We start from the raw sequence: 23,828 nt of genomic DNA, 5'->3' as shown, positions 1-23,828 counted from the left end.
CTTGAGTGTCACTACGGACAGCGCAAACTCACTATCCCGGGGTTGGTTTCCACGCAAGCACGCAAAAGTCCGGACCTGTGGCAAGGATACAACACTTCGGGTCAGCTTGCGATGAGCCCGTGTTGTCGCAATGCGCCCAGGATCGCCGCAACCGTCTGCCGTGCCGCTTCGTCCACCACGGTGCCACCGGCGGGGTCGGCGATCCCTGCGCCCCGGGCGCCCACCACGGCCTTGCCGCCGACGATCAGGCGATCGGCGAACACGTCACCTTCCTGCCACAGACCATTGTGGTAAGCTATTGGTTTAGCAGTCGTAATACACCAGGCGGCGAAGCCCTCGCGCGGCACCGCGAACCGCCATCCGCCGTCGGTCCAGCCCGCCAGTTCCGCGCCATGGCCGACCCAGGCACCGGTGGGGGTGTTCCCGACGATCCAGCATTGCCCGGGGGTCGGCGCGGCCGGCGGCTGGTCGACGCCGAGCGCGATCACCGCGGGCTGGACGAGCAGGTCCAGCCGCGCCAGCGCCTCGTTGTGCGTCAGCTCCTTCTCCGCCTGCCCGGCCGCGAGCAGCGGCATCGCGAGTCGCGCGGTCGCCGGTTCGGTCATCGTCATCCTCCTGCATCGAAAGTGAATTCCGCCGCCGGCGAGGGCGCCAGCGTGCCCTGCTGGACGATCCGCACCGTCGCCATGCCATGCGGCCGCTCCGCCGCGGACAGCGCCAGCTGCGGCCCGGTCACGTCGAACGTCCGCGCGCCGGCGTCGGCCGTCAGCGTCACGCGATAGCGTTCCGCCTCCTCGGCGAGCGGCACGTCGGCGCCATCGCCCCACGACCAGCCCGCCCGGCTCCGCCGCACCCAGCCGATCGCCAGCCCGCCGTCCGGCTGCGCCACGACCGTGCCATGTACCGGCGCGGGCGGCGCCACCGACGCGCCCGTCACCATCAGCGACACTTCCACCGGCGCCGCATCGTCGCCCGTCCCGCTCGCAAGGATCCGCAGCGGGCGTCCGATCGCCGCGACCGGCAGCTCGATCGTCGCGACCGCATCCGCCTCGATCAACGCGAACCGGTCCCCCGGCCGCTGCGTGCCGATCGCCGCCTCGGTACCGCGCAGCCCGCGCCGCAAATCGGTCAGCGCCCAGCGCCCGTTCCCCAGCGGTTCCGCCCGCGCGAACTGGACCAGCTCGTCGCCCAGCAGCGCGAGGTTCGTCCCCTGCGCCAGCGCCGCCGCATCGGCATCGCCCGGCATCATGTCCGGCCGCGCCATCGCCACCACGACGCGGCTGCGCCGGTCCACCAGCCACGCCGACGCGACGTCGGGCGCGACCTCGATCCGCCCGATCGCCGCCGGCGCGGCGGTGCCGCCCGCCGCGGTCCAGCTCGCGCCGTCGTCGAGGCTGTAGAGCAAGGCCGCCTGCCGCCACCCTGCCCCCTCGCCCGCCGCCAGCACGCAGATGCGCGGGGCGGCGAGCGGCCCCTCGCCCAGCGCCGGCAGCTCCGCGGCGACCAGCAGCGTCCGTCCCGCGGTCAGGTCGGGCGCCCCGCTGACCTGTCCGCTGCTCGCCGCGCCGGCGATCGGCACCGCCGCCAGCGGCACCAGCTCCAGCGTCGTCGCCAGCCCGACCGTGCTGCTGGACGCCACCCGCCAGCGCCCCGTCTCGCCCGCGACCGTCACGATCTCCCCCGGCGCCACGCCCAGCCCCTCGACCCCCAGCGTCACCCGCCGCCGCGTCCGCTCCGCCTCGCCGCGCGCGACCAGCGCCCCCGCGACCGCCTTGGCGCTTGCCGCATCGAGCACCGCGGGCAGCTCGACCCGGTCGATCCGCTCCCCCGCCCCCGGCCGGCGCACCCGCTGCACGCCGATCTGATAGTCGCGCGCCGGATCGTGATGCGCCACCGCCACCTCGCGCGGCGCACTCGCCAGCGCCGCCACCGTCCGCCGCCGCCGCGCCGCGCCGACGCCCGCATCCGTCACCGCCAGCGCCGGCCCCGCATCGTGCCGCCGCACCAACCGCGCAGCCGACCCCCTCCGCGACCAGCTTCATCGCCCGCTGCGCTATCGCATTGCCCGCAAAGCCGTCGCGCACCTGCGCCTCGTACGACCGCGGCCACTCCCCCAGCGCGACGCCCGACCCGCCACGCGACAACGCCGGCCGCCCGCCCTCGCGGGGTGCCTTCCACCCGAACAACCGCATGATGATCTCCCGTTTGTCATCTCTGGTGTCACGCCAGGCCGCGAAGAAGGGGTTCGCGCGGAGACGCGGAGACGCGGAGAAGAAGGAAAAGAGAGCCCCCCCACCCGTCACCCCGGACCCGGTCCGGGGTCCACCCCGCGGCGAGGAGAACGGCCGGAGCCCCCACCCCCGCCCCCACGGCCCGGCAGACCCCTAAAACCAGTTCGCGGTGACGATGGGCGAGAGGCCCGCCCCCGCACCCGAACGCCTTCGCGCCTTCGCGCGAAACCCCCTTCCCATCTTCTCCGCGTCTCCGCGCCTCCGCGCGAACTCCCTTCTTCTCCGCGTCTCCGCGCGAACCCCCTTCTTCCCGCCTCCCGGCTCACCCCCCACCCGAAACCCCGGCTACAACCCCCGCACGCCCGCAGCGCCACGCCGCCCCAGGCACAATTCCGTCAGCGCCCACACCAAGGCATCCGCCCGGTCCGGCGAGCGCCCCGGCCCCTGATAGCCGCCCCCCGCGACCAGCCCGCACAGCTCGTCCTCCAGCGCCGGGAAGCGCCCGCCATGCCGCACCCGCCCGCGTTCGTAGAGCGTCGCCACCGGCTCCGCCCGCGCCACCTTGCCGCGGCTCGCGCGCACCAGCCGCACCGGCAGCGTCACGTCCGCCGCCAGCAGCACCGACCGCACCATCGCGCCGCCCTGGTTCGCCTCCGCCACCACCCGGTCGGCGCGATGTTGCGCCGCGCAACTCGCCACCGCCCGCGCCCAGCCTTCGGGCGAGGCCGCCGCCACGCTGGCGTCGGCGAGCACATACGCCATGCCGTCACCGTCCAGCCCGACCGCGACGATCCCGCAGGCATCGCCCGCGCCGCCCTCCGCGACCGCCCCCGCGGGCGGGTCGACGCCGACCACCACGCGCACCAGATCGCCCGGCGCATCGCTCCGGCACGCCTCCAGCATCGCCCGCGACCACAGCGCGCCGGTCAGGTCGCCGATCATCTCGCCGTCCAGCTCCTGCCGCCCCAGCGCCGTCCCGCCATAGGCCTCCTCGACGTGGTCGACGAAGGCGTCGGGCAGGAACGGATTGTCGCGCGTCCGCCCGCGCGTCTCGACCAGCCCCCGGGCGCGCAGCACGCGCTTCATCAGGTTGGTCGGCCGCGGCGTCGTCGTCACCAGCACCCGCGGATGCGCGCCGCGCCGCATCCCCATCATCAGATTGTCCCACGCCGCATCGCCGCGCCGCCATTTGGCCAGCTCGTCGCACCAGGCCGCATGATGTTCGGGCCCGCGCAGCTGGTCGGGCACGTCCGCCGAATAGACGAACGCCCGCGCGCCGTTGGGCCAGCGGATCTCGCCGCGGCTGGTCGAATAGGCCGGGATCTTGCCCGTCTTGGCGACCGCGCGCAGCCCGCTCGGCCCCTCGATCATCACCCGCCGCACGTCCGCCGCGGTCGCGCCGACCAGCGCGATCAGCGCCTCGGGGTCGTCGGCGAGTCCCGTCACCCATTCCGCCCCCGCCCGCGTCTTGCCGAAACCGCGCCCCGCCCGGATCAGCCAGATCCGCCAGTCGTCCCCCGCCGGCGCGACCTGCCCCGGCCGCGCCCAGCCGCCGCCCCAACGCTCCGCCAGCTCGCGCCGCTGCGGCACGCTCAGCGACCGGATCGCCGCCCGCCGCTCGTCCTCGGGCAGCGCCGCCAGCAGCGCGACGACGTCCGGCCGGTCCGCGCTCATGCCCCCTCTCCCGTCGTCGCCCGTGCCCGCCTGCCCGCCTTGCGCGCGGCGATCATCGCCAGCCGCCGCAGGATCACGGCATCGGTCTCGTCTGCGGTCGCGACCTGCCGTTCCCGCCCGCCCCGCGCCACGCCACCCTTCAGATAGGCCGTCCGCTGCGTCAGCATCCGCAGCGCCTTGTCCCAGTCGAACGTCTCCGCGGTGAGCATATGCTCGATCATCCGCGCCTCGATCGTGCGATAGCCCGCGTCGAGCGCCTGTTCCCATGCCGCGGCGAAGGCGGCGTTGGTGCGATGCCGGTAATAGACTGCGGACAGGCTCACCCCGATCGCCCGTGCCGCCGCCGAGATATTGCCCGTCGCGCTGACGTGATCGAGGAAACACCCCTCCAGCTCGCGCGTCCAGCGCACGAAGGCGATGGGACCGCGCCCCGGCTTGGTGCCCGCGCCGCCGCTCTCGCCGCCCTGCCTGCCGCCATCGGCGCGCGTCGCATCCTCGTCCATGTCCCGCCCCTTCCCCCGGACGCGGATCGGGCCGGCAGCGGATCGGGGCGTTCACCCCGGCCGCTCCGGCCCGACTCGCAATTCTTCAGCGTTCCTGTTATGTACCTAAACAGCGTCGCGCTGTCAAGCCTGATGTACCATATCGGTTAACGCGTAGAAAACGCATGATCCGGTTCGATACGCATTTGCCATACAACACCGTCGTATAGGGCCAATTCGGACTTGATTTTGCGCAAGGAAGGTTTCTACAGATGCGCCTCCATCGCTCGAACAGGCGACGACTCACATGTATCCAGCCGCGGGACCGATCGCCCATGCCCTGGTCGACGCCGATCTCGGGATCACCGATCTCGATTCGGCGTACGAAGCCCTGCTCGGGCTGGAGCCGGATGCCGGGCTCGGCCGGCCGGTGCTCGACGTCGTGCATCCGCACGACCGCTCCGCCGTCGAACTGCTCCTGCGCCGCGTCTGGGACGAGGGCACGACGCTCGCCGCGACGCAGCGGCACCAGCATGTCGACGGTCGCGCGATCTGGGTCAATATCTACGTCTCCCGCCTCGGCCGGGGCGACGGCCGCCGGCTCGTCATCACCTGCCGGCCGCTGCCGCCGGAGGGCGAGCGCCCCTCGACGATCGAGGCGCAGTGGAAGGTCGCGCGCCTGCTGCTGGAGGCGATCAACGGCGGCAAGCGCGCGTTCGGCGACACGCTGATCGGCAGTCCCGCGACCGAGATCCTGCTCGTCGGCTATGTCGCGGAGGCGGAGGCACGGACGATCTCGGCGGAGGATATCTCGGGCCGGATCAACGTGTCGTGGCCGCTTACGCAGCGCTGGCTGCACGCGCTGGTCGACGCCGGCTTCATCGAGGCGGAGCTGCCCGGGCCGATCGACCGCGACACGCCGATCCGCCTCGGCGTCCGCGCGCTCGCCATGCTGGAGGTGATCTTCGGTTCGCTCGTCGCCGTCGTGCAGGGGCCGCTCGTTCCCGCCTGACCCGTCCCGCGCCCGCCGTGCCGGCCGTCAGGCACGCCACGAGCGCACGGCGCGCGGCAGCGCCGATCGCATCCGCGCCAGCCAGCCGATCCGCGGCGGCGGCGTCAGCGTCGTCACGATCGGCTCGAACTCATGCGGCTCGAACGGCACATGCGCCAGATCGAGCATCAGGCCGGTGACGTCCTTGCTCAGCGTCGCATGGTTGTCGGCGTCGAAGGTCGCGCGCAGCGCCTGGCCGACCGGATAGAGCTTCGCGCCCTGCCGGTGCTGCAGCGCCTGCTCGTCGTTCTCGTCCCTGCCGACCCCATCCGCCATCGCGACCCTCGTTCCGCCGCTTCAACGAACGGCCGCGCCAAGGGTTCATGGCAGTATTTCGCCCCTATCCTGCCGTCGGTTCGTCGTCGCCATCCCCGTTGGCCGTCACCGCACCGCCAACGACCCCGTCATCGTCGTTGCCCGACAGCGTCGGCGCGCCGCCGTAGCAGCGGTCGAGATAATGGTTGGCGATGATGTAATGCGCCCGCACCGCCAGCGGGTGGGTGGCGCGCTGCGCCAGTTCCAGTTCGGTTTCCGCCCGCTCGTAGAAATAGATCTCATCGTCACGCATGTTCTGCACTTCTGTATGTCTTTCCAGGGGGATAGCCTGCCCGCTCCGCCCCCGCCCTCACGTGGATCACCCTTCGGCATAACGCGCCGCCGCCCGGCCTGTGCCGTTACCGGCCCGCGCTGTCGGCGATCCGTGCCCAGGCTGCGATCTCGGCGTCGGCATGGGCGTGGACGATCAGGTCGCCGGCGCGTTCGGCGGCGATGTCGACTTCGACCGACCCGTGCCATTCCCAGGTCGCATTGCCCGACAGGCTGACCATCGCATCGCGCGCCACCGCGGCGCGCACCAGTCCGCCCTTGTTGAACACGGTGATCGGCGCGTCATAGGCCAGCCGCCCGGTCAGGCAGGCGGCGAAGGCCGATGCCGCCATCGCGCTGCCGCAGCTGTCGGTCAGCCCGACGCCGCGTTCGAAGGTGCGCACGAACAGCGCCTGCCCGGGCGCCGATCCGGCGTCCTGCCCGCGCAGCTCGACGAACGACACATTGGCGCGGTTGGGCAACCAGTCGGGTGCCGATTCGCACGTCGTACCGATCGCGACCAGCTCCGCCTCGTCGATCCGCTCGACGAAGGCGACCAGATGCGGATTGGGCATCGCCACCGCGGTGAACGCCCGGTCGCTGCCCAGCGGCGGCACCGGCGCGTCGACGATCTGCTCGATCCCGGCGCCCTCTCCTCCGGCATGCAGCGGCCATGCGCGCACGTCGAGCCCTGCCGGCCCCGCCGTCTCGCGCACCGTATAGACCCCCGGCGCCACGTCCGCATCGCGCTCGGCCAGCGCGCTCGACGTCTTCAGCTTCACGCGGGCGTGGTCGATCCCCAGCGCCTCGAACCCCATCCGCGCGACGCAGCGCAGGCCGTTGAGGCACGTCTCCGCCTCGCTGCCGTCCGCATTGTACATCGCCATCGCGAAACGGTGGTCGGCGTCGCCCGCGCCCAGCAGCAGCAGCCCGTCGCCGCCGACCGGCCCGCGCCGGTCCGCCAGCGCCCGCGCCACCGCCGCCCATTCGGCCGGCGACAGCGCGATGTCGCGCGCGTCGATCAGGGGAAAATCGTTGCCGGAGCCATGGCATTTCACGAAATCGAACCGCACGTCGCTCATCCTCTGCGGTCCGCATGGCCCGCTTATGTTCTCGTCTGTCGCGCCGTTACACCCCGCCCCCCGGTGTCGGCAAACGATAAAGCCGCGTCACGGCAGGCGATAATGATCCGCCAGCCGGTCGAGCGCCAGCGTCAGCACCAGCCGCCCCGCCCGCGCCGGCCATCCCAGCCCCTTTTCCGCCACCGGCAGCGCCTCGCCGGCACAGATCACCCGCCATGCGATATCGGCGAGGCCCGCGCCCGCTGCCGCCATGGCGGCATCGAACCGCGCCTTGGCCGCGATCTGCGCGGTCGTCGGGTCCAGCCCGCCGCCGCCGCCGCCATCGACCCGCGCCGCCCAGCGCATCGTCACCCGCGGTCCCAGCGCCGCCGTCTCGTAATCGCCGCGCAGCCGCTCGCCCGCCTCGCACTGCCGCGCATCGACCAGCCCGCGCGCGCGCAACCAGCCGAGCGGCGATTCGGCGACGTTCACGCTCACCCGCCGCCCGGTTCCGCCCTTCCCGCCCGTCCCCCCCGCCCCGACGATCGTCCGCTCCACCATCTCGCGCATACGCCTGCCTCCCGACCCAGCCTTCCGAATCGGCTCCGGACTTGCCACAACGTCAGCTTTGTAGGACAGGGCAATAACCGCAGCGGTTAAGGACAAACGATGATTACCGCGATACGAGAGGTACGTAGGGCTCGGAACATGACGCTGGAGCAGGTCGCGCTGCGCTGCTCGCCTCCAACGACCGCGCAGACGATCGGCCGGCTCGAAACCGGCACCCGCACCGTCTCGGTCGCGTGGCTCAACCGCATCGCCGCCGCGCTGGAGGTCGCACCCGCCGATCTCGTCACCCTGCCCGACCGCGCCGCGCTGCCCGTCGCCGCCACGCTCGATGCCAACGGCGCCCATGCGCTGCGCCAGCCGCAGACGCTCGTCCCGCCTCAGCCTGCGTCCGGCGGCATCGCCCTCGTCGTCACCGGCAGCATCGCCGACTATCGTAGCGGCGACCAGCTGTGGTGCGACCTGCGCCCGCCCGCCGCCTTCGCGCTGGCGCTCAACCGCGACGTCCTCGTCCCCCTCCCCGCCGGCCGCTTCCTCTTCGCCCGCCTGATCGGCATCGACGGCGACGCGCTGCTCCTTCTGCCCCTCACCCCCGGCGCCCGCCCCACATCGGTCGCCGCGCCCCCCTGGCTGGCGCAGGCCACCCGCCTCATCCGCACGCTTTAGCTGCACCGCAACATCTGCTAAGGCCACGTCATGCTCAACCTCAACGGCATCACCGTGCGCCTGGGCGGCCGCACGATCCTCGACGGCGCATCCGCGGCCTTGCCGCCCGGCAGCCGCGTCGGGCTGATCGGCCGCAACGGCGCCGGCAAGTCGACGCTCGTCCGCGTCATCGCCGGCATGCTCGAACCCGACGACGGCACCGCCGACATGCCGCGCGGCGCCCGCCTCGGCTATATCGCGCAGGAAGCGCCCTCGGGCACCGCCACGCCGTTCGACACCGTCCTCGCCGCCGACACCGAGCGTGCCGCGCTGATGCTCGAATCCGAAACCAGCGAGGACCCGGACCGCCTCGGCGACGTCTACGAGCGCCTGATCGCGATCGACGCCTACACCGCCCCGATGCGCGCCGCGCAAATCCTGCTCGGCCTCGGCTTCGACGAAACCATGCAACAGCGCCCCCTCGACAGCTTCTCGGGCGGCTGGAAAATGCGCGTCGCCCTCGCGGCACTGCTCTTCTCGCAACCCGACCTGCTGCTCCTCGACGAGCCGTCGAACCACCTCGACCTCGAGGCGGTGATGTGGCTTGAGGATTTCCTCGTCGGCTACAAGGCGACGATCGTCGTCGTCAGCCACGAGCGCGACTTCCTCAACAACGTGGTGGATCACATCCTCCACCTCCAGAACGGCAAGATCACGCTCTACCCGGGCGGCTACGACAGCTTCGAGCGCCAGCGCGCCGAGCGCATGGCGCAGCTCGCCGCGGCCAAGGCGAACCAGGATATCCAGCGCGCCAAGCTGCAGGATTACGTCGCCCGCAACTCCGCCCGCGCCTCCACCGCCAAACAGGCGCAGAGCCGGCAGAAGATGCTCGCGAAGATGCAGCCGATCGCCGAGCTGGCCAACGATCCCTCGCTGTCGTTCGACTTCCCGGACCCCAGCGAGCTCCGGCCCCCGCTCATCACCCTCGATATGGCGAGCGTCGGCTATAGCGAGACGCCGATCCTCAAGCGCCTCAACATGCGCCTCGACCCCGACGATCGCGTCGCGCTGCTCGGGCGCAACGGCAACGGCAAGACGACGCTCGCGCGCCTGCTCGCCGCGCAGCTCGCCCCGATGGACGGCGAGATGGCGTCCTCGGGCAAGATGAAGGTCGGCTATTTCACCCAGTATCAGGTGGAGGAACTTGACGCCGACGACACGCCGCTCGAACATATGACCCGGATCATGAAGGGCGCCAGCCCCGCCGCGGTCCGCGCCCAGCTCGGCCGCTTCGGCTTCTCGGGCGACAAGGCGATCGGCAAGGTGGGCCGCATGTCCGGCGGCGAGAAGGCGCGCCTCGCGCTCGCACTCATCACCCGCGACGCGCCGCACATGCTGATCCTCGACGAACCGACGAACCACCTCGACGTCGACGCGCGCGAGGCACTGGTGCAGGCGCTCAACGCCTATACCGGCGCCGTCGTCCTCGTCAGCCACGATCGCCACATGCTGGAGATGACCGCCGACCGCCTCGTGCTCGTCGACAACGGCACCGCCAGGGAATTCGACGGCACGCTCGACGATTACATTGCCTTCGTGCTCGCTGGCGACAAGCAACCCGAGCCCAAGGCCAAGAAGCCCAAGGGCAAACCGATCGACCGCGATGCCGACAAGCTGCGCCGTAAGACGATCCGCGACACCGAGGCGGAAATCGCAACGCTGACGACTGATCGCAACGCGATCGACCGGGCGATGTTCGATCCGAAGACCGCCGAACCGCGCTTCGCCAAACTCGCGATGAGCGACCTGATGAAGCGCCGCGCCGACGTCCAGGCGCAGATCGAAACGCTCGAAGCGAAATGGCTCGAGGCTACCGAGGCGCTGGAAACCGCGTGATATCGGGCGACGCAACCTCAAAGTTGCGCATCTCCACGTTCCGAGGCATAAGCAACTACGAGGTTGCGTCCTGAGCAACCGGCTGGTTGCATCGCTCGCAACCGAAAGGTTGCCGATGCAGAAGCCCGTCCAAGCCGCCCGCCTGTTCGCCGCGCTCGCCGATCCGACCCGTCTCGCGCTGCTCGTCATCCTGCGCAGCGGAGCGCCCCGGTCAATAGCCCGCCTGTCTGCCAATGCCGGCATGACCCGCCAGGCCGTTACCAAGCATCTGCGTGTCCTTGAGGACGCCGCTCTTGTGTCTGTCACGCGCGACGGCCGCGAAACCCATTACACTTACCGGCCCGGCGCGCTCGATACCGCACGGACCGCGCTCGACGCGATCGCGGGCAATTGGGACGCCGTCACCGCGCCGGCGCCCACGGGCCGCTGACGCCCCGCGCCACCCGGCCCGCACGGCAACGAAAAAAGGCGCGAAGCCGAAGCCCCACGCCCTCGTAAATCCCGGGACAGGCCGGCCTCAGCCCGCCGCGTCGTCCTCGCCCGCAGCATCCGCTGCCGGCCGCTCGAACCACGCCTCGACCTCGCCGTTAAGCTTCAGCGTCAGCGGCCGACCATGACGGTCGACCTTCTTGCCCAGCGCGACGCGGATCCAGCCGGCGGGGCGGTCATATTCCTCGACGTCCTTGCGCTCGACACCCTTGAAGCGGATGCCGATGCCGCGCTCCAACGCGGGCTGGTCGAAATAGGGGCTCGACGGATCGGTCGACAGGCGATCGGGGGGCGTATCGGTCATGCGGTCCGCTTAACCGCATCCCCGCGGCCCCGCCACGAAAAAGCGGCACGGACCGAAGCCCGCGCCGCCTTCCCGACGAAACCCGTGTGTCGGCTCAATAACCGTAGCCATATCCGTAGCCGTCGCCGTAACGGGATCCGTAATCATAATAGCGCTCACGCACGACCACGCGCGGCGGCGGGGGCGGCGGTGCATAATAGCGGTCGCGATACACCACCCGCGGCGGGGGCGGCGGCGCATCGTAATAATAGCCGCGGTCGTAATAACGGTCGCGGTTGCTGCTCGCGACCGCCGCACCGATGCCCAGCCCGACCAGCCCGCCGAGCAGTGCACCCGCCGCGACGTCGCCGCCACCGCGATGGTGGCGATAGCCGCCCCAACGCTGCGCCTCCGCCGGGGCCGCCGCGGTCAGCGCGGTGGCGGCGAGCGCGATACCCAGACCAGCCTTCTTCATAAACGCATTCATGACGCGAACTCCTCATCACAACGCTGGAAGGGGAAACGCACATCGATCCAGGCGTGTTGCATGCGGATTAGGCGAGTCGCCCTGAACCCATCCGGAATGCGGCGTTCATGCGCGGTTTAACCACCCATCGCCCTCACCGGACGCCGCAAACGCAAAAAGGGGCGCCCGATCCCCCGGACGCCCCCTTCAAACCCTCAAACGACGACTTATGCCGCCATCTTCGCCCGGCTCGCCTTCTTACGCTCGTGCGGATCGAGGTGGCGCTTGCGCAGGCGGATCGACTTCGGCGTCACCTCGACCATCTCGTCGTCGTCGATATAGGCGATCGCCTGCTCCAGCGTCGCGCGCTTCGGCGGCGTCAGGCGCACCTGGTCGTCCTTGCCGCCGCTGGCGCGGAAGTTGGTCAGCGCCTTGGTCTTCATCGGATTGACCTCGAGGTCGTCCGGCTTGGCGTTCTCGCCGACGATCATGCCCTCGTACAGCGCCTCGCCATGGCCCACGAATAGGATGCCGCGCTCCTCGAGCGGCCCCAGCGCATAGCTGTTGGCCTCACCAGCGCCGTTCGAGATCAGCACGCCGTTCTTGCGGCCTTCGATCTTGCCCTTGTGGGGGCCGTACTTCTCGAACAACCGGTTCATGATGCCGGTGCCGCGCGTGTCCGACAGGAACTCGCCATGGTACCCGATCATGCCGCGCGACGGCGCGGAGAAGGTGATACGCGTCTTGCCACCGGTCGACGGACGCATGTCGGTCAGCTCCGCCTTGCGCAGGTTCATCTTCTCGACGACCGTGCCCGAATGCTCGTCGTCGACGTCGATGATGACGGTTTCGTACGGCTCGGTCTTGTTGCCGTTCTCGTCCTCGCCGAACAGCACGCGCGGGCGGCTGATGCCGAGCTCGAAGCCCTCGCGGCGCATCGTCTCGATCAGCACGCCCAGCTGCAGTTCGCCGCGGCCCGCGACCTCGAAGCTGTCGCGGTCCGACGCTTCGGTCACCTTCACGGCGACGTTCGATTCGGCTTCGCGGAACAGGCGGTCGCGGATCATGCGGCTCGTCACCTTGCTGCCCTCGCGCCCCGCCATCGGCGAATCGTTCACCGCGAACCGCATCGACAGCGTCGGCGGATCGATCGGCTGCGCATGCAGCGGCTCGCTGACGGTCGTGTCGGCGATCGTGTTCGCCACGGTCGCGATGGTCAGGCCGGCGAGGCTGATGATGTCGCCCGCCTTGGCTTCGTCGACCGGCACGCGGTCGAGGCCGCGGAACGACATGATCTTCGACGCGCGACCGGTTTCGACGATATTGCCGTCGTTATCGAGCGCGTGGATCGGCTGGTTGGTCCGGACCGTCCCCGAATTGACGCGGCCGGTGAGGATGCGCCCGAGGAAGTTGTCGCGGTCGAGCAGCGTGACGAGGAAGGTGAACGGCACGTCCTCCACTTCCACCTTCGGCGCCGGCACGTGGCTGACGATCGTCTCGAACATCGGGATCAGCGTGCCTTCGCGCGCGTCCATGTCGGTCGAGGCATAGCCGTTGCGGCCCGAGGCGTAGAGCACCGGGAAGTCGAGCTGTTCGTCGTTGGCGTCGAGCGACACGAACAGGTCGAACACCTCGTCGAGCACCTCCTGGATGCGCGCGTCGGGGCGGTCGACCTTGTTGACGACGACGATCGGCTTCAGGCCGAGCGCCAGCGCCTTGCCGGTCACGAACTTGGTCTGCGGCATCGCGCCTTCCGACGAATCGACCAGCAGGACGACGCCGTCGACCATCGACAGGATGCGCTCCACCTCACCGCCGAAGTCGGCGTGGCCGGGCGTGTCGACGATGTTGATGCGGATGCTCTCGCCGCCACCCGGGGGCGCCCAGTCGACCGAGGTCGGCTTCGCCAGAATGGTGATTCCACGCTCTTTTTCGAGATCGTTCGAATCCATCGCGCGCTCTTCGACGCGCTGGTTGTCGCGGAAGGTGCCGGACTGGCGGAACAGCTGGTCGACGAGCGTGGTCTTGCCGTGGTCGACGTGCGCGATGATCGCCACGTTGCGGAGGCTCATGGGAATTCCTGATGTGATAGGGTATTGGGCGCGCCCATAGCCGAAATGTTGCGTCGCGGGAAGGGGGGCGGCGGAGAGGGACGTTCGAGGAACGGCCTGCATGGCCGATCGGTTGACCAGCAGGTTTCGATGAGCGGCCCATTTTGCCGCAAGCGATCGGGTTTTGGGAAAGGGCGGCCTGTTCGCTACGGCGCCATGCCGCCCCTGCACCAATCTATTTCAGCGGCAGGAACAGTTCCGCGATCGCTTCACGTTCCGGCACCTCAGGAAAGAAGGTGATGCGCTGGCAGTAGAGCGGGAAGTCCCGCGCTTCCTCGCCGCTGGCCGGTAGCCAATCGCGGTAGAGGTATAGACCAGCAGGCTCCAGATTGTCGGTGTTGCCGACGACGCGCAGCACCGCACAGCGGCCGCCGGGAATGGTGCCGGCCTCGATCCGCTCACCATGCGCCTCAATCGGGCGGTCGGTACCGACGCACAGGTCCATGCGGTATTCGGCCGGAGGCGTCGTGCGCGGATCGGAGTGGAAAACGTTGAAGGTCGGGCTGGCCTTCGGCGACAGCCCGGTTGCTTTACGCCAAGCGATGAACCGCTGGATGGTCGCGCCGATCGTCGCCGGGTCGCCGCGATGTTCCATGATTGCCACCGGCGTCGGGGTCACGTTGCGGATCGTCACGTCGTCAGGGGTATAGGTCGTCTGCATGAGCTTGCTCCTCGCATTGTTGAGAGGCCCGAAGGCCGCAAGCCACGGCTCCCAATCGGGAGCTCTCCTGAACGACGACGGCGACTGCCCGAACCGTTGCCGAAAGGCGCGGGCGAAGGCATCCGGGGCATCGTAACCGGCATCCATCGCTATGTCAGTGACGCTCTGAGCGTCCCGATAGGCCAGCCGGTGGGATGCCCGCTTCATGCGGGCGAGCTGGATATAGCGATGCACGGACAGCCCGAAAGTCGCCGTGAACTGTCGGTGGAAATGGTATTTCGAGAAGGCCGCGATGCCGCTTACCGCATCCAGGTCCAGATCATCGTCCAGATGCCGGTCGATATGATCCAGCACTCGCTGCATCCGGGCATGGTAATTGTGAAGCGCCGCCTTCATCGTCCTATCCTCCGTGGCGACACCAGCTAGGCGCTCACGGATATGATGCGCTCGATCGATCTTGCGATTCTAGCATAGCCCGATGGACATTCCCGAAAACGAACGCACAAAAGCAATTCCGCCGCGCCGATCGCGCTGACGGTCGCCTTCGGAGTCCGCTGTCCCGAAACCTGTTCTTGATTGCCTTTTCCCGAAACGGCCTGTGCGCCATGGGAAAAAGGGAATGGCAGGACGGTCCGGTTGGCGGCAGGCGGCGATGGCCGGATCGCCGCACCCGCCGCTGTCCTGTACGCCCCCGATCCGCTATACCGCCGCCATGGCCACGCCCACCCTCGCCCTGCCCTCTGCCGGCCGGCGCCGCATGGGGGGCATGTCCGGACGGGACCGACCCTCCCCTTTCGTCCACGGCCCGAACGTGGCGCGGATCATTGCTCGCACACCGCGCCGGCGTATTATTCAAATGACACACTTGAACCCCGCCCCCGCAACCGGCACATTGCGGGCGACGACCGGGCCGATGCCCGCTGGAGGACGATGATGGCGACGACCGCCGATACGCTGACTGCGCAGACGACGGGGCAACCGGGGCTGGTGCTGACCCCGCCCGATCCCGTGCCGACCGTTCAGGCCGAGCGCGCCGCCGGCCTCGTGCCGATCGACGACGCCAAGAAGACGCAGCTCGAGACGCGCGTCGACACCTTCGTGCGCGATCTCGTCGCCGAGGACGTCAACAGCCCCGAATTCGGCCGCCGCGTCGATGCGATCACCGCGATGGGGGCGAAGGAAATTCGCGAGGCGGCGGGCCAGTCGAACCGTTTCCTCGACCGCCCGATCCGCGCGATGGACAAGGACAGCGGCGTCGGCGCCGATCTGGCGCAGTTGCGGCGGGTGATCGAGGATCTCGATCCGGGCCGGAAGGGCGCGCTGTCGGGACCGAAGAAGATCTTCGGCATCATCCCGTTCGGCTCGAAGATGCGCGACTATTTCGAAAGCTACCAGTCGTCACAGACCCACATCAGCGCGATCCTGAAGAATCTCGCGTCCGGCAAGGACGAATTGCTGATGGACAATGCCGCAATCGACACCGAACGCGCCAATCTCTGGTCGGCGATGGGCCGGCTCGAACAGATGATCCACCTCAGCAAGGCGATGGACGCGCGGCTGGAGGACACGGCCAACGAACTCGACCATACCGATCCCGCCAAGGCCAAGGCGATCCGCGAGACGGCGCTGTTCTACACGCGTCAGCGCACGCAGGACCTGCTCACCCAGATGGCGGTGACGGTGCAGGGCTATCTGGCGCTCGACCTCGTCAAGAAGAACAACGTCGAGCTGGTGAAGGGCGTCGACCGCGCCTCCACCACCACCGTATCGGCACTGCGCACCGCGGTGACGGTGGCGCAGGCGCTGACCAACCAGAAGCTGGTGCTCGAATCGATCACCCAGCTCAACACGACGACCGCGAACATCATCGATTCGACCGGCAAGCTGCTGCGCTCGAACACCGCGGCGATCCACGAACAGGCCGCCGCCTCGACGATCCCGCTCGAGACGCTGCAGCGCGCCTTCCAGAATATCTACGACACGATGGATGCGATCGACACGTTCAAGCTGAAGGCGCTCGATTCGATGAAGACGACGGTCACCGCGCTCGGCAGCGAGGTGGAGAAGTCCAAAGGCTATATCGCGCGCGCCGAGGGCGCCAGCCAGGGCGCGCTGAAGGGGCCGGGCGGCGACCCGTATCGCCTGGAATCGGTGTGACCGCATGACCGAGGTCGACCAGCAGATCGAGCGTGCGCGCGCCGCGATGGCGCGGATCAGCCAGGATTATCGCGGCCAGGTGAGCACGCAGTATCGCGCGCACGGCAAGCGGCTGAAGCGCAAGGCGACCAGCGTCGGCACCCGGCTGGCGATGATCTGCGCGATCAATGCGATCATCCTGATCGCCGCTGCGGTGCTCGGCATGGTCGTTCCGCTGGGGCTGTTCGGCGGGCTTGCGGTACTGCTGCTCATGGCGGCGGTGACGATCGGGATCGCCATCGCCCCCGCCGCCCGCGCGCCGAGCGAAAAGGTGCTGCGCGAGGTCGATATCAAGGCGTTGCCCGCCAAGACCGAACGCTGGCTCGAGGCGCAGCGCCCCGCTCTGCCCGCTCCCGCCCGCGGGCTGGTCGACCAGATCGGCGTGCGGCTGGAAACGCTCTCGTCCCAACTCGGCCGTATCGAGGGGCGCGAGGAGGAGGCGTTCGAGGTCCGTCGTCTGATCGGCGAACAATTGCCGGCCTTCGTCAAGGATTACGCGCGCGTTCCCGAGCCGTTGCGCCGGGTCGAGCGCAACGGCCGGACGCCGGACGCCGAACTGGTCGCCGGCCTCCGGCTGATCGAGCAGGAGATCGCCGACATGACGGCGCGGCTGGCACAGAACGACCTCGACAGCCTGTCGACGCGTGGCCGCTATCTCGAGATCAAGTATCGCGATGAGACGGGCACCACGCCGGGACAGTAATGCGCGGATTTTAGCGTTGACCTGAAGCAACTTGCCTGGCGCGGGTCTTGCCTGATCGGCCGGGCTGCGCCATTCCACCGCTTCATGGCGACGAAAGACGACGGGCAACAGCGGGATGGCGATCCCGGCAGAGAGGCCGGGGGCGTGCCGGCCCGGGGGACGATCGACAGCGGTCACGACGATCCGATCGGCCGCCCCGGCCTCCATCACTGGCGCGAAAGCACGATCACCCGCCCCGGCCTCGACGATCGCGGCAGTGTGTTCTTCGCCGCGATCGAGATGACGCGGATGCCGATGGTGCTGACCGACCCCAATCTCGACGACAATCCGATCGTCTTCGCCAACAAGGCGTTCCTCGACCTCACCGGTTACGAGGAGAACGAGGTGGTGGGGCGCAACTGCCGGTTCCTGCAGGGCGCGCAAACCGATCGCGGCGCGGTCGCCGAACTGCGCGACGCGATCGAGGCGCATCAGTCGATCGCGCTCGAGCTGCTCAACTATCGCCGCGACGGCACACCCTTCTGGAATGCGGTCTTCATCGGCCCGGTCTACGACACCGGTGGGACGTTGCTCTATTTCTTCGCCAGCCAGCTCGACGTCACCCGCCGCCGCAACACCGAACAGAGCTACCGCCAGGCGCAGAAGATGGAATCGATCGGCCAGCTCACCGCCGGCCTCGCGCACGACTTCAATAACCTCCTCCAGGTCGTAAACGGCAACCTCGACCTGCTCGCCGCGGTGACCGAAAGCGAGCGCGCCAAGCGCTATGTCGCCGCCGCGCAATCCGCCGCCGAGCGTGGCGCCAAACTGACCCGCCAGCTGCTCGCCTTCGCCCGCAAGACCCGGCTGGAACCGCGGCCGGTCGATTTGAGCCACCTCGTCACCGAATTCGGCGACGTCATCGAAAGCTCGGTCAACAAGCGCGTCGAGCTGCACTTCAGCCTGCGCCGCAGCCTCGCGCATGTCGTCGTCGATCCCGACCAGCTCGAGATGGCGCTGCTCAACATCGTCAACAATGCCCGTGACGCGATGCCGCAGGGCGGCGTGGTGACGATCGCGACGCTGCCGCTGCGGCTCGACGACACCAGCCGCGACCTGGAGCCCGGCAGCTACGTCATGCTCGAGGTCCGCGACGAGGGCACCGGCATGCCGCCCGAGGTACTGGAACGCGCGGTGGAGCCGTTCTTTACGACCAAGGGCGTCGGCCAGGGAACGGGGCTCGGCCTCGCCATGGCGAGCGGGTTCGTCCGCCAGTCGGGCGGACGACTGGAGATTGACAGCGATCCCGGCCACGGCACGACGGTGCGCATGATCTTTCCGATCGCCCGCGACAGCTTGGCGGAGGCGGAAGACGAACCGGTGGAATCGACCGCGGTCGCACCGACCCCGCCCAGCGGCTATGCCGACCATGTCCTCGTCGTCGACGACAATGAAGAAGTGCTCTCACTCGCCAGCGAGATCCTGACCAGCGCCGGCTATCGCGTCACCACCGCGATCAGCGGCGAAGACGGGCTGAAGGCGTTCGAGCGGGTCCATGCCGACGACCACGTCGACCTGTTGTTCACTGACCTCGTCATGCCCGGCGGCATGAACGGGCTGATGCTGGCCGATGCGGTGATCGAGCATGATCCCACCGTCTCGGTGTTGCTGACCACCGGCTATAACGAGGAACTGGTCGTCAACGGCCCGCGCAAGCGCGCGACCGACGTGCTCAGCAAACCCTATCGCCGGTCCGAACTGCTCGACCGCGTGCGCCAGGCGCTCAACCGGCGCGGCAGCGGCGGACCGCGACGCCAGCGCTCGGACTTCGGCGCGGCGGAAGCATGACGGGAAATGGTGGGCGCTGACGGGTTCGAACCGCCGACCTACTCGGTGTAAACGAGCCGCTCTACCAGCTGAGCTAAGCGCCCCGGCACGGGGAACGCCGCTCCTGCCAAAGCGCGGTGCGATCCGCAAGGGGCAACCCGGCTACATCTTGCGGACCGCGACCATATAGCCGCGCATCGCCTCGCTGGCGCGGGGCGACAGCGCCATGAAGGCGCGGCGCCGGTCGACGGGGTCGGGATGGCGGATGAATAGCGCCATCTCGGTCATCTTGGTGATCCAGCGCAGCGCGGTGGTCGGGGCGACGCCGGCGGCGATACACAGGCTCGATACGCTGACCCGCGTTCCCTCCAGCTCGGCGGCGTAAAGGTCGAGCAGCATGTCCCAGGCCGGGTCCTCGAACAGCGCCTCGCCGCCGAACTGGCCGAAGAACAGGCCCCGCTTCTGGCGCAGCGCGATCAGGCGGCGCACCTCCTGCGCGCGCACCTGCGACGTCAGGGCGGGCGATGCCGGCTCCGCGCCATAGCCGGGCCGGCGGTCGGCGACGTCGCTGGCGGCGAGGTGGACGTCGCGGCTGAGGTCGCTGACCAGCCGTGCGATCTCCGCGACGCGGACGTTCAACCGGTTCAACGGTTCGCCGGGCAGCACGGACCGCTCGTGGCCGAACGGGTCGCGATCATGTTCCTGCACGCGTTCGGGCAAGGGGTCGTGCAGCACCGGGATCGGCGGCGCTGCCGCGGCGATCAACGTCGCGACCCGTTCCGCCATCGTCGGGGCGCAGAGCCAGTGGATGTTCGCCCCGGGCAAGTAACCAGTGACCAGATCGATCTGGTCCGCCGTGATCGCGACGACGACGGGCATCGCTGCCGCATCGGCGTAATGGCCCAGGATCGGCAGCACGGCGTCGAGCCGGTCGTCATCGATCCCGCTCGCCTCGACCACCAGCACCGGCCAGCCGGCGAGCTGCGGCAGCGTGTCCTCCACCGCCGCCCACGGCACCCGCCGCATCAATCGCCCGCCGGCCTGCTCGATCGCCGTCTCTAACGGCCCGGCTGCATCGGCGATCAGCAGCATGGCGCTGCCCACCACCGTATAGGGACAGGCCGCGCCTGCCGTCGTCCTGCTCCCGTCAACCATCGCCATCCGCATGGTGACAGGATAGGGAAGCTGGCCGCCGGATCGCGCCCATTCACCTCCATTTCAGCGGCGACGGCGTACGCCGAAGCATGCTGGTCGACATGACATCTCCGAAATGGAGGAAACGCAATATCAGTCGAGCGACTTGACGATCTCCTCGACCATCTTCTTGGCGTCGGCGAGCAGCATCATCGTATTGTCCATGTAGAACACGTCGTTGTCGACGCCGGCATAACCGACCCCGCCCATCGAGCGTTTAATGAACAACACGGTCTTCGCCTTCTCGACGTCGAGCACCGGCATGCCGTAGATGGGCGAGGTCTTGTCGGTCTTGGCAGCGGGGTTGGTGACGTCGTTGGCGCCGATGACGAAGGCGACGTCGGTCTGTGCGAATTCGGAGTTGATGTCCTCCAGCTCGAACACCTCGTCATACGGCACGTTCGCCTCGGCGAGCAGCACGTTCATATGGCCCGGCATGCGGCCCGCGACCGGGTGGATCGCATATTTGACGCGGACGCCATGTTCCTTGAGCTTGTCGCCCATCTCGCGCAGCGCGTGCTGCGCCTGCGCCACCGCCATGCCATAACCCGGCACGATGATGACCTGTTCGGCCTGGCTCATCAGGAAGGCGGCGTCCTCCGCCGATCCGCGCTTCCACGGTCGGTCGATCTTGGCGCCGTCGCCGCCACCGCCGCCGCTCTCCGCACCGAAGCCGCCGGCGATGACGCTGATGAAGCTGCGGTTCATCGCCCGGCACATGATATAGCTGAGGATCGCGCCCGAGGACCCGACCAGCGCACCGGTGATAATCATCGCGCTGTTGTGCAGCGTGAAGCCCATCGCGGCGGCGGCCCAGCCCGAATAGCTGTTGAGCATTGACACGACGACCGGCATGTCGGCGCCGCCGATCGGGATGATGAGCAGGAAGCCGATCGCGAAGCTGAGGATCGTGACCGTCCAGAAGATCCAGGGGCTCTGGTCCTGCGTGAAATAGGCGATCAGGATCAGGATCGCGGCGAGCACGCCCAGATTGATAACGTGGCGGCCGGGCAGCATGATCGGCTTGCCGCCCATGTTGCCGTTCAGCTTGAGGAAGGCGATGACCGAGCCCGAGAAGGTGATCGCGCCGATCGCGACGCCCAGCCCCATCTCGATCCGGCTGACCGGGCGGATGACCGCAAAGGGTTCGCCGATCATCGGGATCACCATGTCGGCGATGCCGAAGGCGACCGGGTTGAGATAGGCGGCACAGGCGACCAGCACCGCGGCGAGGCCGACGAGGCTGTGGAAGGCGGCGACCAGCTGCGGCATGTCGGTCATCGCGATCCGGCGCGCGGTGACGATGCCGATGATCGCGCCGATGCCAATCGCGGCGACCAGTTCGATGACGGTCAGATAGTCGACCCGCGCCAGCAGCGCGGTATAATCCGCGCCCTGCACCACCAGCCGGTCGACCGGCACGTGCGTCACCAGCGTCGTCACCACCGCGATCGTCATGCCGATCATGCCGAAGCGGTTGCCGCGCTGGCTGGAGGTCGGCGACGACAGGCCGCGCAACGCGAGGATGAAGCACACCCCCGCCACCAGATAGGCCAGCGCCGCGAACGAGCTGCCTGTGCTTACGTGTTCCATCCTACCCCCAGATCATCGAACGACGACGGTCATCCCCGGCACGTCAGTGCTTCGCGGGCGCCGGCCGGTCCTTCTTCTTGTACATCGCCAGCATGCGGCTGGTGACGGCGAAACCGCCGAAGATGTTGATGCTCGCCAACACCACGCCGAGCAGCCCCAGCCATTTCGACGAGGCACTGCCTGCCGCCGCCCCCGCGATCAGCGCACCGACGATGATGACCGACGAGATCGCGTTGGTCACCGCCATCAGCGGCGTATGCAGCGCCGGCGTGACCGACCAGACGACGTAATAGCCGACGAAACACGCCATCACGAAGATCGACAGGATTGATACGAAGTCCATGGGCTACTCCTAATCCTCCCCGGAGCGGGGAGGGGGACCATCCGCAGGATGGTGGAGGGGGGTGGCCACGAGCGACGCAGTCGCGGCGGCCACGGAATCGGCATTGCGCACCATATCGGTTGCCGTGATCGGCATCACGCGAGAGCCATCGTCTTTCCGAAAACGGTTCCGCGATCGATCGTGCCGTTGCGCTGCCGGCTGGGCATGGGTCTCGCCGTCCACTGCGATGGTGAGCCGCGCGTCCGGGCGATGGAAATCGGCCACATAGGGGCCGACAGGATGCCTCCTGAGGAAGCGAAGCCCCGTCGCGCCGCCACGCAACCGTTGCCCCAACAGCACTTCGGGATACCTCATCGACCGCCGCAAGGCGCGGGCCAGCACGACCTCGGGCCGCAATATCCGGCGCACGCCCCCTCCACCGCCTTCGGCGGTCCCCCTCCCCTTGCCGGGGAGGATCATGTCAGAAGCCGTGCGCTGACGACCTGTCCGTTGCGGGTCAGGCGCACCGCGTCGCCGATCTCTTCGTCGAGTACCGGCTTGCCCGCATCCTTGTCCCAGAAGGTCGACAGGAAATTGTACAGGTTGCGGCTGAACAATGCCGAGGCATCGGCGGGCAGGCGCGAGGCGACGTTGCGGTGGCCGACGATCCTGACGCCGTGGCGCGTCACGATCTCGCCCGCGACCGCGCCCTCGACGTTGCCGCCCTGCTCCACCGCCAGATCGACGATGACGCTGCCTGGCTTCATGCTGGCGACCTGCGCGTCGCTGATGAGCCGGGGCGCCGGTCGACCGGGGATCAGCGCGGTGGTGATGACGATGTCCTGCTTGGCGATATGCGCCGAGACCAGCTCGGCCTGCGCCGCCTTGTATTCGTCGCTCATCTCGCCGGCATAGCCGCCGCTGCCTTCGCCCTCGATGCCCTTGACGTTCTCGACGAAGATCGGCTTGGCGCCAAGCGACTGGATCTGCTCGCGCGTCGCCGAGCGGACGTCGGTGGCGGACACCTGCGCGCCCAGCCGGCGCGCGGTCGCGATCGCCTGCAGCCCGGCGACGCCGACGCCCATCACGAACGCCTTGGCGGCGCTGACCGTCCCTGCGGCGGTCATCATCATCGGAAAGGCGCGGCCATATTCCGACGCGGCGTCGAGCACCGCCTTGTAGCCTGCCAGGTTGGACTGCGACGACAGGATGTCCATCGACTGCGCGCGGGTGATGCGCGGCATGAACTCCATCGCCAGCGCCTCATAGCCCGCCGCGGCGTACGCATCGACGCGAGCGCGATCACCGAAGGGATTGAGGCCGGCGACGATCCAGGCGCCCGCGGCGGCTCCGGCCAGTCCGGCGGGGTCGGGGCCCTGCACGCCCAGCACGATATCGGCGCCCGCCAGCGTCGCGGCCCGGTCGCCGACGCTGGCGCCGGCATCGCGATAGGCCTGGTCGGCATAGGTGGCGGCGTCGCCGGCCCCCGCCTCGACCGCGACCGCGGCGCCCAGGGCGATGAATTTCTTGGCGGTTTCCGGCGTCGCGGCAACGCGCCTTTCGCCGTCGGCATGCTCCTTGAGGACGGCGATCTTCATGCTGGCGGCGCTTACGAGATCAGCCAGATCACGAGCACGGCGATCACCGCACAGGCGATCGTGCCCCAGAACATCATTTTCGTCACGCTCGAATAGGTCGCCTCATGCGCCTTCAGGTCACCATTGCCGGCCATCATCCAACCCCTATCTGCCCGCGGCGCCGTGCGCCTTTGGCGGGTTACCTGCCCGCAAAGATCCGTTGCCGTCAAGGCAA

At 68.9% G+C, this 23,828-nt stretch carries 25 protein-coding genes and 1 tRNA gene; 7 read left to right on the top strand and 19 right to left on the bottom strand.

What is annotated here, in order from left to right; translation table 11 throughout:
* Positions 1-101: 101 nt before the first annotated feature.
* The 4 genes from B2515_RS04435 to B2515_RS04415 form a co-directional block, all read right to left on the bottom strand.
* Complete coding sequence (locus B2515_RS04435) at positions 102-605, bottom strand: DUF2793 domain-containing protein (RefSeq protein ID WP_293874335.1); 504 nt, start codon at positions 603-605, stop codon at positions 102-104.
* A gap of 2 nt (positions 606-607) precedes the next feature.
* Positions 608-2,005 (bottom strand): phage tail baseplate protein, encoded by a 1,398-nt coding sequence (locus B2515_RS04430; protein WP_293874148.1) that lies wholly within the window; start codon positions 2,003-2,005, stop codon positions 608-610.
* 571 nt (positions 2,006-2,576) lie between these two features.
* On the bottom strand, positions 2,577-3,905 hold the full coding sequence (locus B2515_RS04420; protein ID WP_293874146.1) for a DNA-packaging protein: 1,329 nt from the start codon (positions 3,903-3,905) through the stop codon (positions 2,577-2,579).
* The gene (locus B2515_RS04415; RefSeq protein ID WP_293874144.1) at positions 3,902-4,408 is read right to left on the bottom strand and encodes a hypothetical protein; all 507 of its coding nucleotides are present in this window, start codon (positions 4,406-4,408) and stop codon (positions 3,902-3,904) included. The genes B2515_RS04420 and B2515_RS04415 overlap by 4 nt, the downstream gene beginning before the upstream one ends.
* 286 nt (positions 4,409-4,694) lie before the next feature.
* Between B2515_RS04415 and B2515_RS04410 the strand changes: the two genes are divergently transcribed.
* Entirely contained in the window at positions 4,695-5,399 is a 705-nt protein-coding gene (locus B2515_RS04410; protein ID WP_293874142.1) for a PAS domain-containing protein, read from the top strand.
* A gap of 27 nt (positions 5,400-5,426) precedes the next feature.
* Here B2515_RS04410 and B2515_RS04405 read toward each other — a convergent pair whose 3' ends face one another.
* The 4 genes from B2515_RS04405 to B2515_RS04390 all read right to left on the bottom strand — a co-directional run bounded on the left by B2515_RS04405 (position 5,427) and on the right by B2515_RS04390 (position 7,654).
* On the bottom strand, positions 5,427-5,714 hold the full coding sequence (locus tag B2515_RS04405) for a hypothetical protein (protein ID WP_293874140.1): 288 nt from the start codon (positions 5,712-5,714) through the stop codon (positions 5,427-5,429).
* 64 nt (positions 5,715-5,778) lie between these two features.
* A complete protein-coding gene (locus B2515_RS04400) occupies positions 5,779-6,006 on the bottom strand; it encodes a hypothetical protein (RefSeq protein ID WP_293874138.1) in 228 nt (75 codons plus the stop codon).
* Positions 6,007-6,112: 106 nt separating this feature from the next.
* Positions 6,113-7,105: a diaminopimelate epimerase gene (gene dapF / locus B2515_RS04395; RefSeq protein WP_414711360.1), complete on the bottom strand. Its 993-nt coding sequence runs from the start codon at positions 7,103-7,105 to the stop codon at positions 6,113-6,115.
* An 87-nt stretch (positions 7,106-7,192) separates the two neighbouring features.
* On the bottom strand, positions 7,193-7,654 hold the full coding sequence (locus B2515_RS04390; RefSeq protein ID WP_414711359.1) for a DUF6456 domain-containing protein: 462 nt from the start codon (positions 7,652-7,654) through the stop codon (positions 7,193-7,195).
* 99 nt (positions 7,655-7,753) lie between these two features.
* Between B2515_RS04390 and B2515_RS04385 the strand changes: the two genes are divergently transcribed.
* From B2515_RS04385 to B2515_RS04375, 3 genes are all read left to right on the top strand, one after another.
* Positions 7,754-8,317, top strand: coding sequence for a helix-turn-helix domain-containing protein (locus tag B2515_RS04385; RefSeq protein ID WP_293874135.1), 564 nt, complete (start codon positions 7,754-7,756; stop codon positions 8,315-8,317).
* A gap of 30 nt (positions 8,318-8,347) precedes the next feature.
* Positions 8,348-10,192 (top strand): ABC-F family ATP-binding cassette domain-containing protein, encoded by a 1,845-nt coding sequence (locus B2515_RS04380; protein ID WP_293874133.1) that lies wholly within the window; start codon positions 8,348-8,350, stop codon positions 10,190-10,192.
* 115 nt (positions 10,193-10,307) lie between these two features.
* Positions 10,308-10,622, top strand: coding sequence for an ArsR/SmtB family transcription factor (locus tag B2515_RS04375; RefSeq protein ID WP_293874131.1), 315 nt, complete (start codon positions 10,308-10,310; stop codon positions 10,620-10,622).
* Positions 10,623-10,709: 87 nt separating this feature from the next.
* Here B2515_RS04375 and B2515_RS04370 read toward each other — a convergent pair whose 3' ends face one another.
* The 4 genes from B2515_RS04370 to B2515_RS04355 all read right to left on the bottom strand — a co-directional run bounded on the left by B2515_RS04370 (position 10,710) and on the right by B2515_RS04355 (position 14,598).
* Positions 10,710-10,985 (bottom strand): DUF3297 family protein, encoded by a 276-nt coding sequence (locus B2515_RS04370; RefSeq protein WP_293874129.1) that lies wholly within the window; start codon positions 10,983-10,985, stop codon positions 10,710-10,712.
* Positions 10,986-11,079: 94 nt separating this feature from the next.
* Positions 11,080-11,451, bottom strand: coding sequence for a hypothetical protein (locus B2515_RS04365; RefSeq protein WP_293874127.1), 372 nt, complete (start codon positions 11,449-11,451; stop codon positions 11,080-11,082).
* 206 nt (positions 11,452-11,657) lie between these two features.
* Entirely contained in the window at positions 11,658-13,502 is a 1,845-nt protein-coding gene (gene typA, locus B2515_RS04360; protein WP_293874125.1) for a translational GTPase TypA, read from the bottom strand.
* A gap of 214 nt (positions 13,503-13,716) precedes the next feature.
* Complete coding sequence (locus B2515_RS04355; protein ID WP_293874123.1) at positions 13,717-14,598, bottom strand: AraC family transcriptional regulator; 882 nt, start codon at positions 14,596-14,598, stop codon at positions 13,717-13,719.
* A 537-nt stretch (positions 14,599-15,135) separates the two neighbouring features.
* Here B2515_RS04355 and B2515_RS04350 point away from each other — a divergent pair.
* The 3 genes from B2515_RS04350 (at position 15,136) to B2515_RS04340 (ending at position 18,928) form a co-directional block, all read left to right on the top strand.
* Positions 15,136-16,359, top strand: a complete 1,224-nt coding sequence (locus tag B2515_RS04350) for a toxic anion resistance protein (protein ID WP_293874121.1) — start codon at positions 15,136-15,138, stop codon at positions 16,357-16,359.
* 4 nt (positions 16,360-16,363) lie between these two features.
* Complete coding sequence (locus B2515_RS04345) at positions 16,364-17,101, top strand: hypothetical protein (protein ID WP_293874118.1); 738 nt, start codon at positions 16,364-16,366, stop codon at positions 17,099-17,101.
* 84 nt (positions 17,102-17,185) lie between these two features.
* Positions 17,186-18,928 (top strand): histidine kinase famiy protein, encoded by a 1,743-nt coding sequence (locus B2515_RS04340; protein ID WP_293874115.1) that lies wholly within the window; start codon positions 17,186-17,188, stop codon positions 18,926-18,928.
* Positions 18,929-18,935: 7 nt separating this feature from the next.
* Here B2515_RS04340 and B2515_RS04335 read toward each other — a convergent pair.
* From B2515_RS04335 to B2515_RS04305, 7 genes are all read right to left on the bottom strand, one after another.
* A tRNA-Val gene (locus tag B2515_RS04335) sits at positions 18,936-19,011 on the bottom strand.
* Between the two features lie 58 nt (positions 19,012-19,069).
* Positions 19,070-20,062, bottom strand: a complete 993-nt coding sequence (locus B2515_RS04330; RefSeq protein ID WP_293874112.1) for a MarR family winged helix-turn-helix transcriptional regulator — start codon at positions 20,060-20,062, stop codon at positions 19,070-19,072.
* A 132-nt stretch (positions 20,063-20,194) separates the two neighbouring features.
* A complete protein-coding gene (locus B2515_RS04325; protein ID WP_293874109.1) occupies positions 20,195-21,694 on the bottom strand; it encodes an NAD(P)(+) transhydrogenase (Re/Si-specific) subunit beta in 1,500 nt (499 codons plus the stop codon).
* 43 nt (positions 21,695-21,737) lie between these two features.
* Positions 21,738-22,037 (bottom strand): NAD(P) transhydrogenase subunit alpha, encoded by a 300-nt coding sequence (locus B2515_RS04320; RefSeq protein ID WP_293874106.1) that lies wholly within the window; start codon positions 22,035-22,037, stop codon positions 21,738-21,740.
* Between the two features lie 9 nt (positions 22,038-22,046).
* Positions 22,047-22,496, bottom strand: a complete 450-nt coding sequence (locus B2515_RS04315) for an endonuclease domain-containing protein (protein WP_293874104.1) — start codon at positions 22,494-22,496, stop codon at positions 22,047-22,049.
* Positions 22,493-23,614, bottom strand: coding sequence for an NAD(P) transhydrogenase subunit alpha (locus B2515_RS04310; RefSeq protein WP_293874101.1), 1,122 nt, complete (start codon positions 23,612-23,614; stop codon positions 22,493-22,495). The genes B2515_RS04315 and B2515_RS04310 overlap by 4 nt, the downstream gene beginning before the upstream one ends.
* A gap of 11 nt (positions 23,615-23,625) precedes the next feature.
* Complete coding sequence (locus B2515_RS04305) at positions 23,626-23,748, bottom strand: aa3-type cytochrome c oxidase subunit IV (RefSeq protein WP_293874098.1); 123 nt, start codon at positions 23,746-23,748, stop codon at positions 23,626-23,628.
* Positions 23,749-23,828 lie beyond the last annotated feature (80 nt).

It is taken from the genome of Sphingomonas sp. UBA978 (assembly GCF_002292295.1).
Classification (GTDB): Bacteria; Pseudomonadota; Alphaproteobacteria; order Sphingomonadales; family Sphingomonadaceae; genus Sphingomonas.
The sequence above is the reverse complement of the archived record's forward strand: the minus strand, read 5'-3'. Positions and strand labels throughout refer to the sequence as shown.

Bases quoted from the DNA above. Each gene is read 5' to 3' on its own strand.
- B2515_RS04325 (WP_293874109.1), bottom strand. From the start codon at position 21,694: ATGGAACACGTAAGCACAGGCAGCTCGTTCGCGGCGCTGGCCTATCTG.
- dapF (WP_414711360.1), bottom strand. From the start codon at position 7,105: ATGAGCGACGTGCGGTTCGATTTCGTGAAATGCCATGGCTCCGGCAAC.
- B2515_RS04310 (WP_293874101.1), bottom strand. From the start codon at position 23,614: ATGAAGATCGCCGTCCTCAAGGAGCATGCCGACGGCGAAAGGCGCGTT.
- B2515_RS04415 (WP_293874144.1), bottom strand. From the start codon at position 4,408: ATGGACGAGGATGCGACGCGCGCCGATGGCGGCAGGCAGGGCGGCGAG.
- B2515_RS04385 (WP_293874135.1), top strand. From the start codon at position 7,754: ATGATTACCGCGATACGAGAGGTACGTAGGGCTCGGAACATGACGCTG.
- B2515_RS04420 (WP_293874146.1), bottom strand. From the start codon at position 3,905: ATGAGCGCGGACCGGCCGGACGTCGTCGCGCTGCTGGCGGCGCTGCCC.
- B2515_RS04405 (WP_293874140.1), bottom strand. From the start codon at position 5,714: ATGGCGGATGGGGTCGGCAGGGACGAGAACGACGAGCAGGCGCTGCAG.
- typA (WP_293874125.1), bottom strand. From the start codon at position 13,502: ATGAGCCTCCGCAACGTGGCGATCATCGCGCACGTCGACCACGGCAAG.
- B2515_RS04365 (WP_293874127.1), bottom strand. From the start codon at position 11,451: ATGAATGCGTTTATGAAGAAGGCTGGTCTGGGTATCGCGCTCGCCGCC.
- B2515_RS04340 (WP_293874115.1), top strand. From the start codon at position 17,186: ATGGCGACGAAAGACGACGGGCAACAGCGGGATGGCGATCCCGGCAGA.
- B2515_RS04400 (WP_293874138.1), bottom strand. From the start codon at position 6,006: ATGCGTGACGATGAGATCTATTTCTACGAGCGGGCGGAAACCGAACTG.
- B2515_RS04390 (WP_414711359.1), bottom strand. From the start codon at position 7,654: ATGCGCGAGATGGTGGAGCGGACGATCGTCGGGGCGGGGGGGACGGGC.
- B2515_RS04435 (WP_293874335.1), bottom strand. From the start codon at position 605: ATGACCGAACCGGCGACCGCGCGACTCGCGATGCCGCTGCTCGCGGCC.
- B2515_RS04305 (WP_293874098.1), bottom strand. From the start codon at position 23,748: ATGGCCGGCAATGGTGACCTGAAGGCGCATGAGGCGACCTATTCGAGC.
- B2515_RS04410 (WP_293874142.1), top strand. From the start codon at position 4,695: ATGTATCCAGCCGCGGGACCGATCGCCCATGCCCTGGTCGACGCCGAT.
- B2515_RS04330 (WP_293874112.1), bottom strand. From the start codon at position 20,062: ATGGTTGACGGGAGCAGGACGACGGCAGGCGCGGCCTGTCCCTATACG.
- B2515_RS04370 (WP_293874129.1), bottom strand. From the start codon at position 10,985: ATGACCGATACGCCCCCCGATCGCCTGTCGACCGATCCGTCGAGCCCC.
- B2515_RS04320 (WP_293874106.1), bottom strand. From the start codon at position 22,037: ATGGACTTCGTATCAATCCTGTCGATCTTCGTGATGGCGTGTTTCGTC.
- B2515_RS04355 (WP_293874123.1), bottom strand. From the start codon at position 14,598: ATGAAGGCGGCGCTTCACAATTACCATGCCCGGATGCAGCGAGTGCTG.
- B2515_RS04345 (WP_293874118.1), top strand. From the start codon at position 16,364: ATGACCGAGGTCGACCAGCAGATCGAGCGTGCGCGCGCCGCGATGGCG.
- B2515_RS04375 (WP_293874131.1), top strand. From the start codon at position 10,308: ATGCAGAAGCCCGTCCAAGCCGCCCGCCTGTTCGCCGCGCTCGCCGAT.
- B2515_RS04315 (WP_293874104.1), bottom strand. From the start codon at position 22,496: ATGATCCTCCCCGGCAAGGGGAGGGGGACCGCCGAAGGCGGTGGAGGG.
- B2515_RS04380 (WP_293874133.1), top strand. From the start codon at position 8,348: ATGCTCAACCTCAACGGCATCACCGTGCGCCTGGGCGGCCGCACGATC.
- B2515_RS04350 (WP_293874121.1), top strand. From the start codon at position 15,136: ATGGCGACGACCGCCGATACGCTGACTGCGCAGACGACGGGGCAACCG.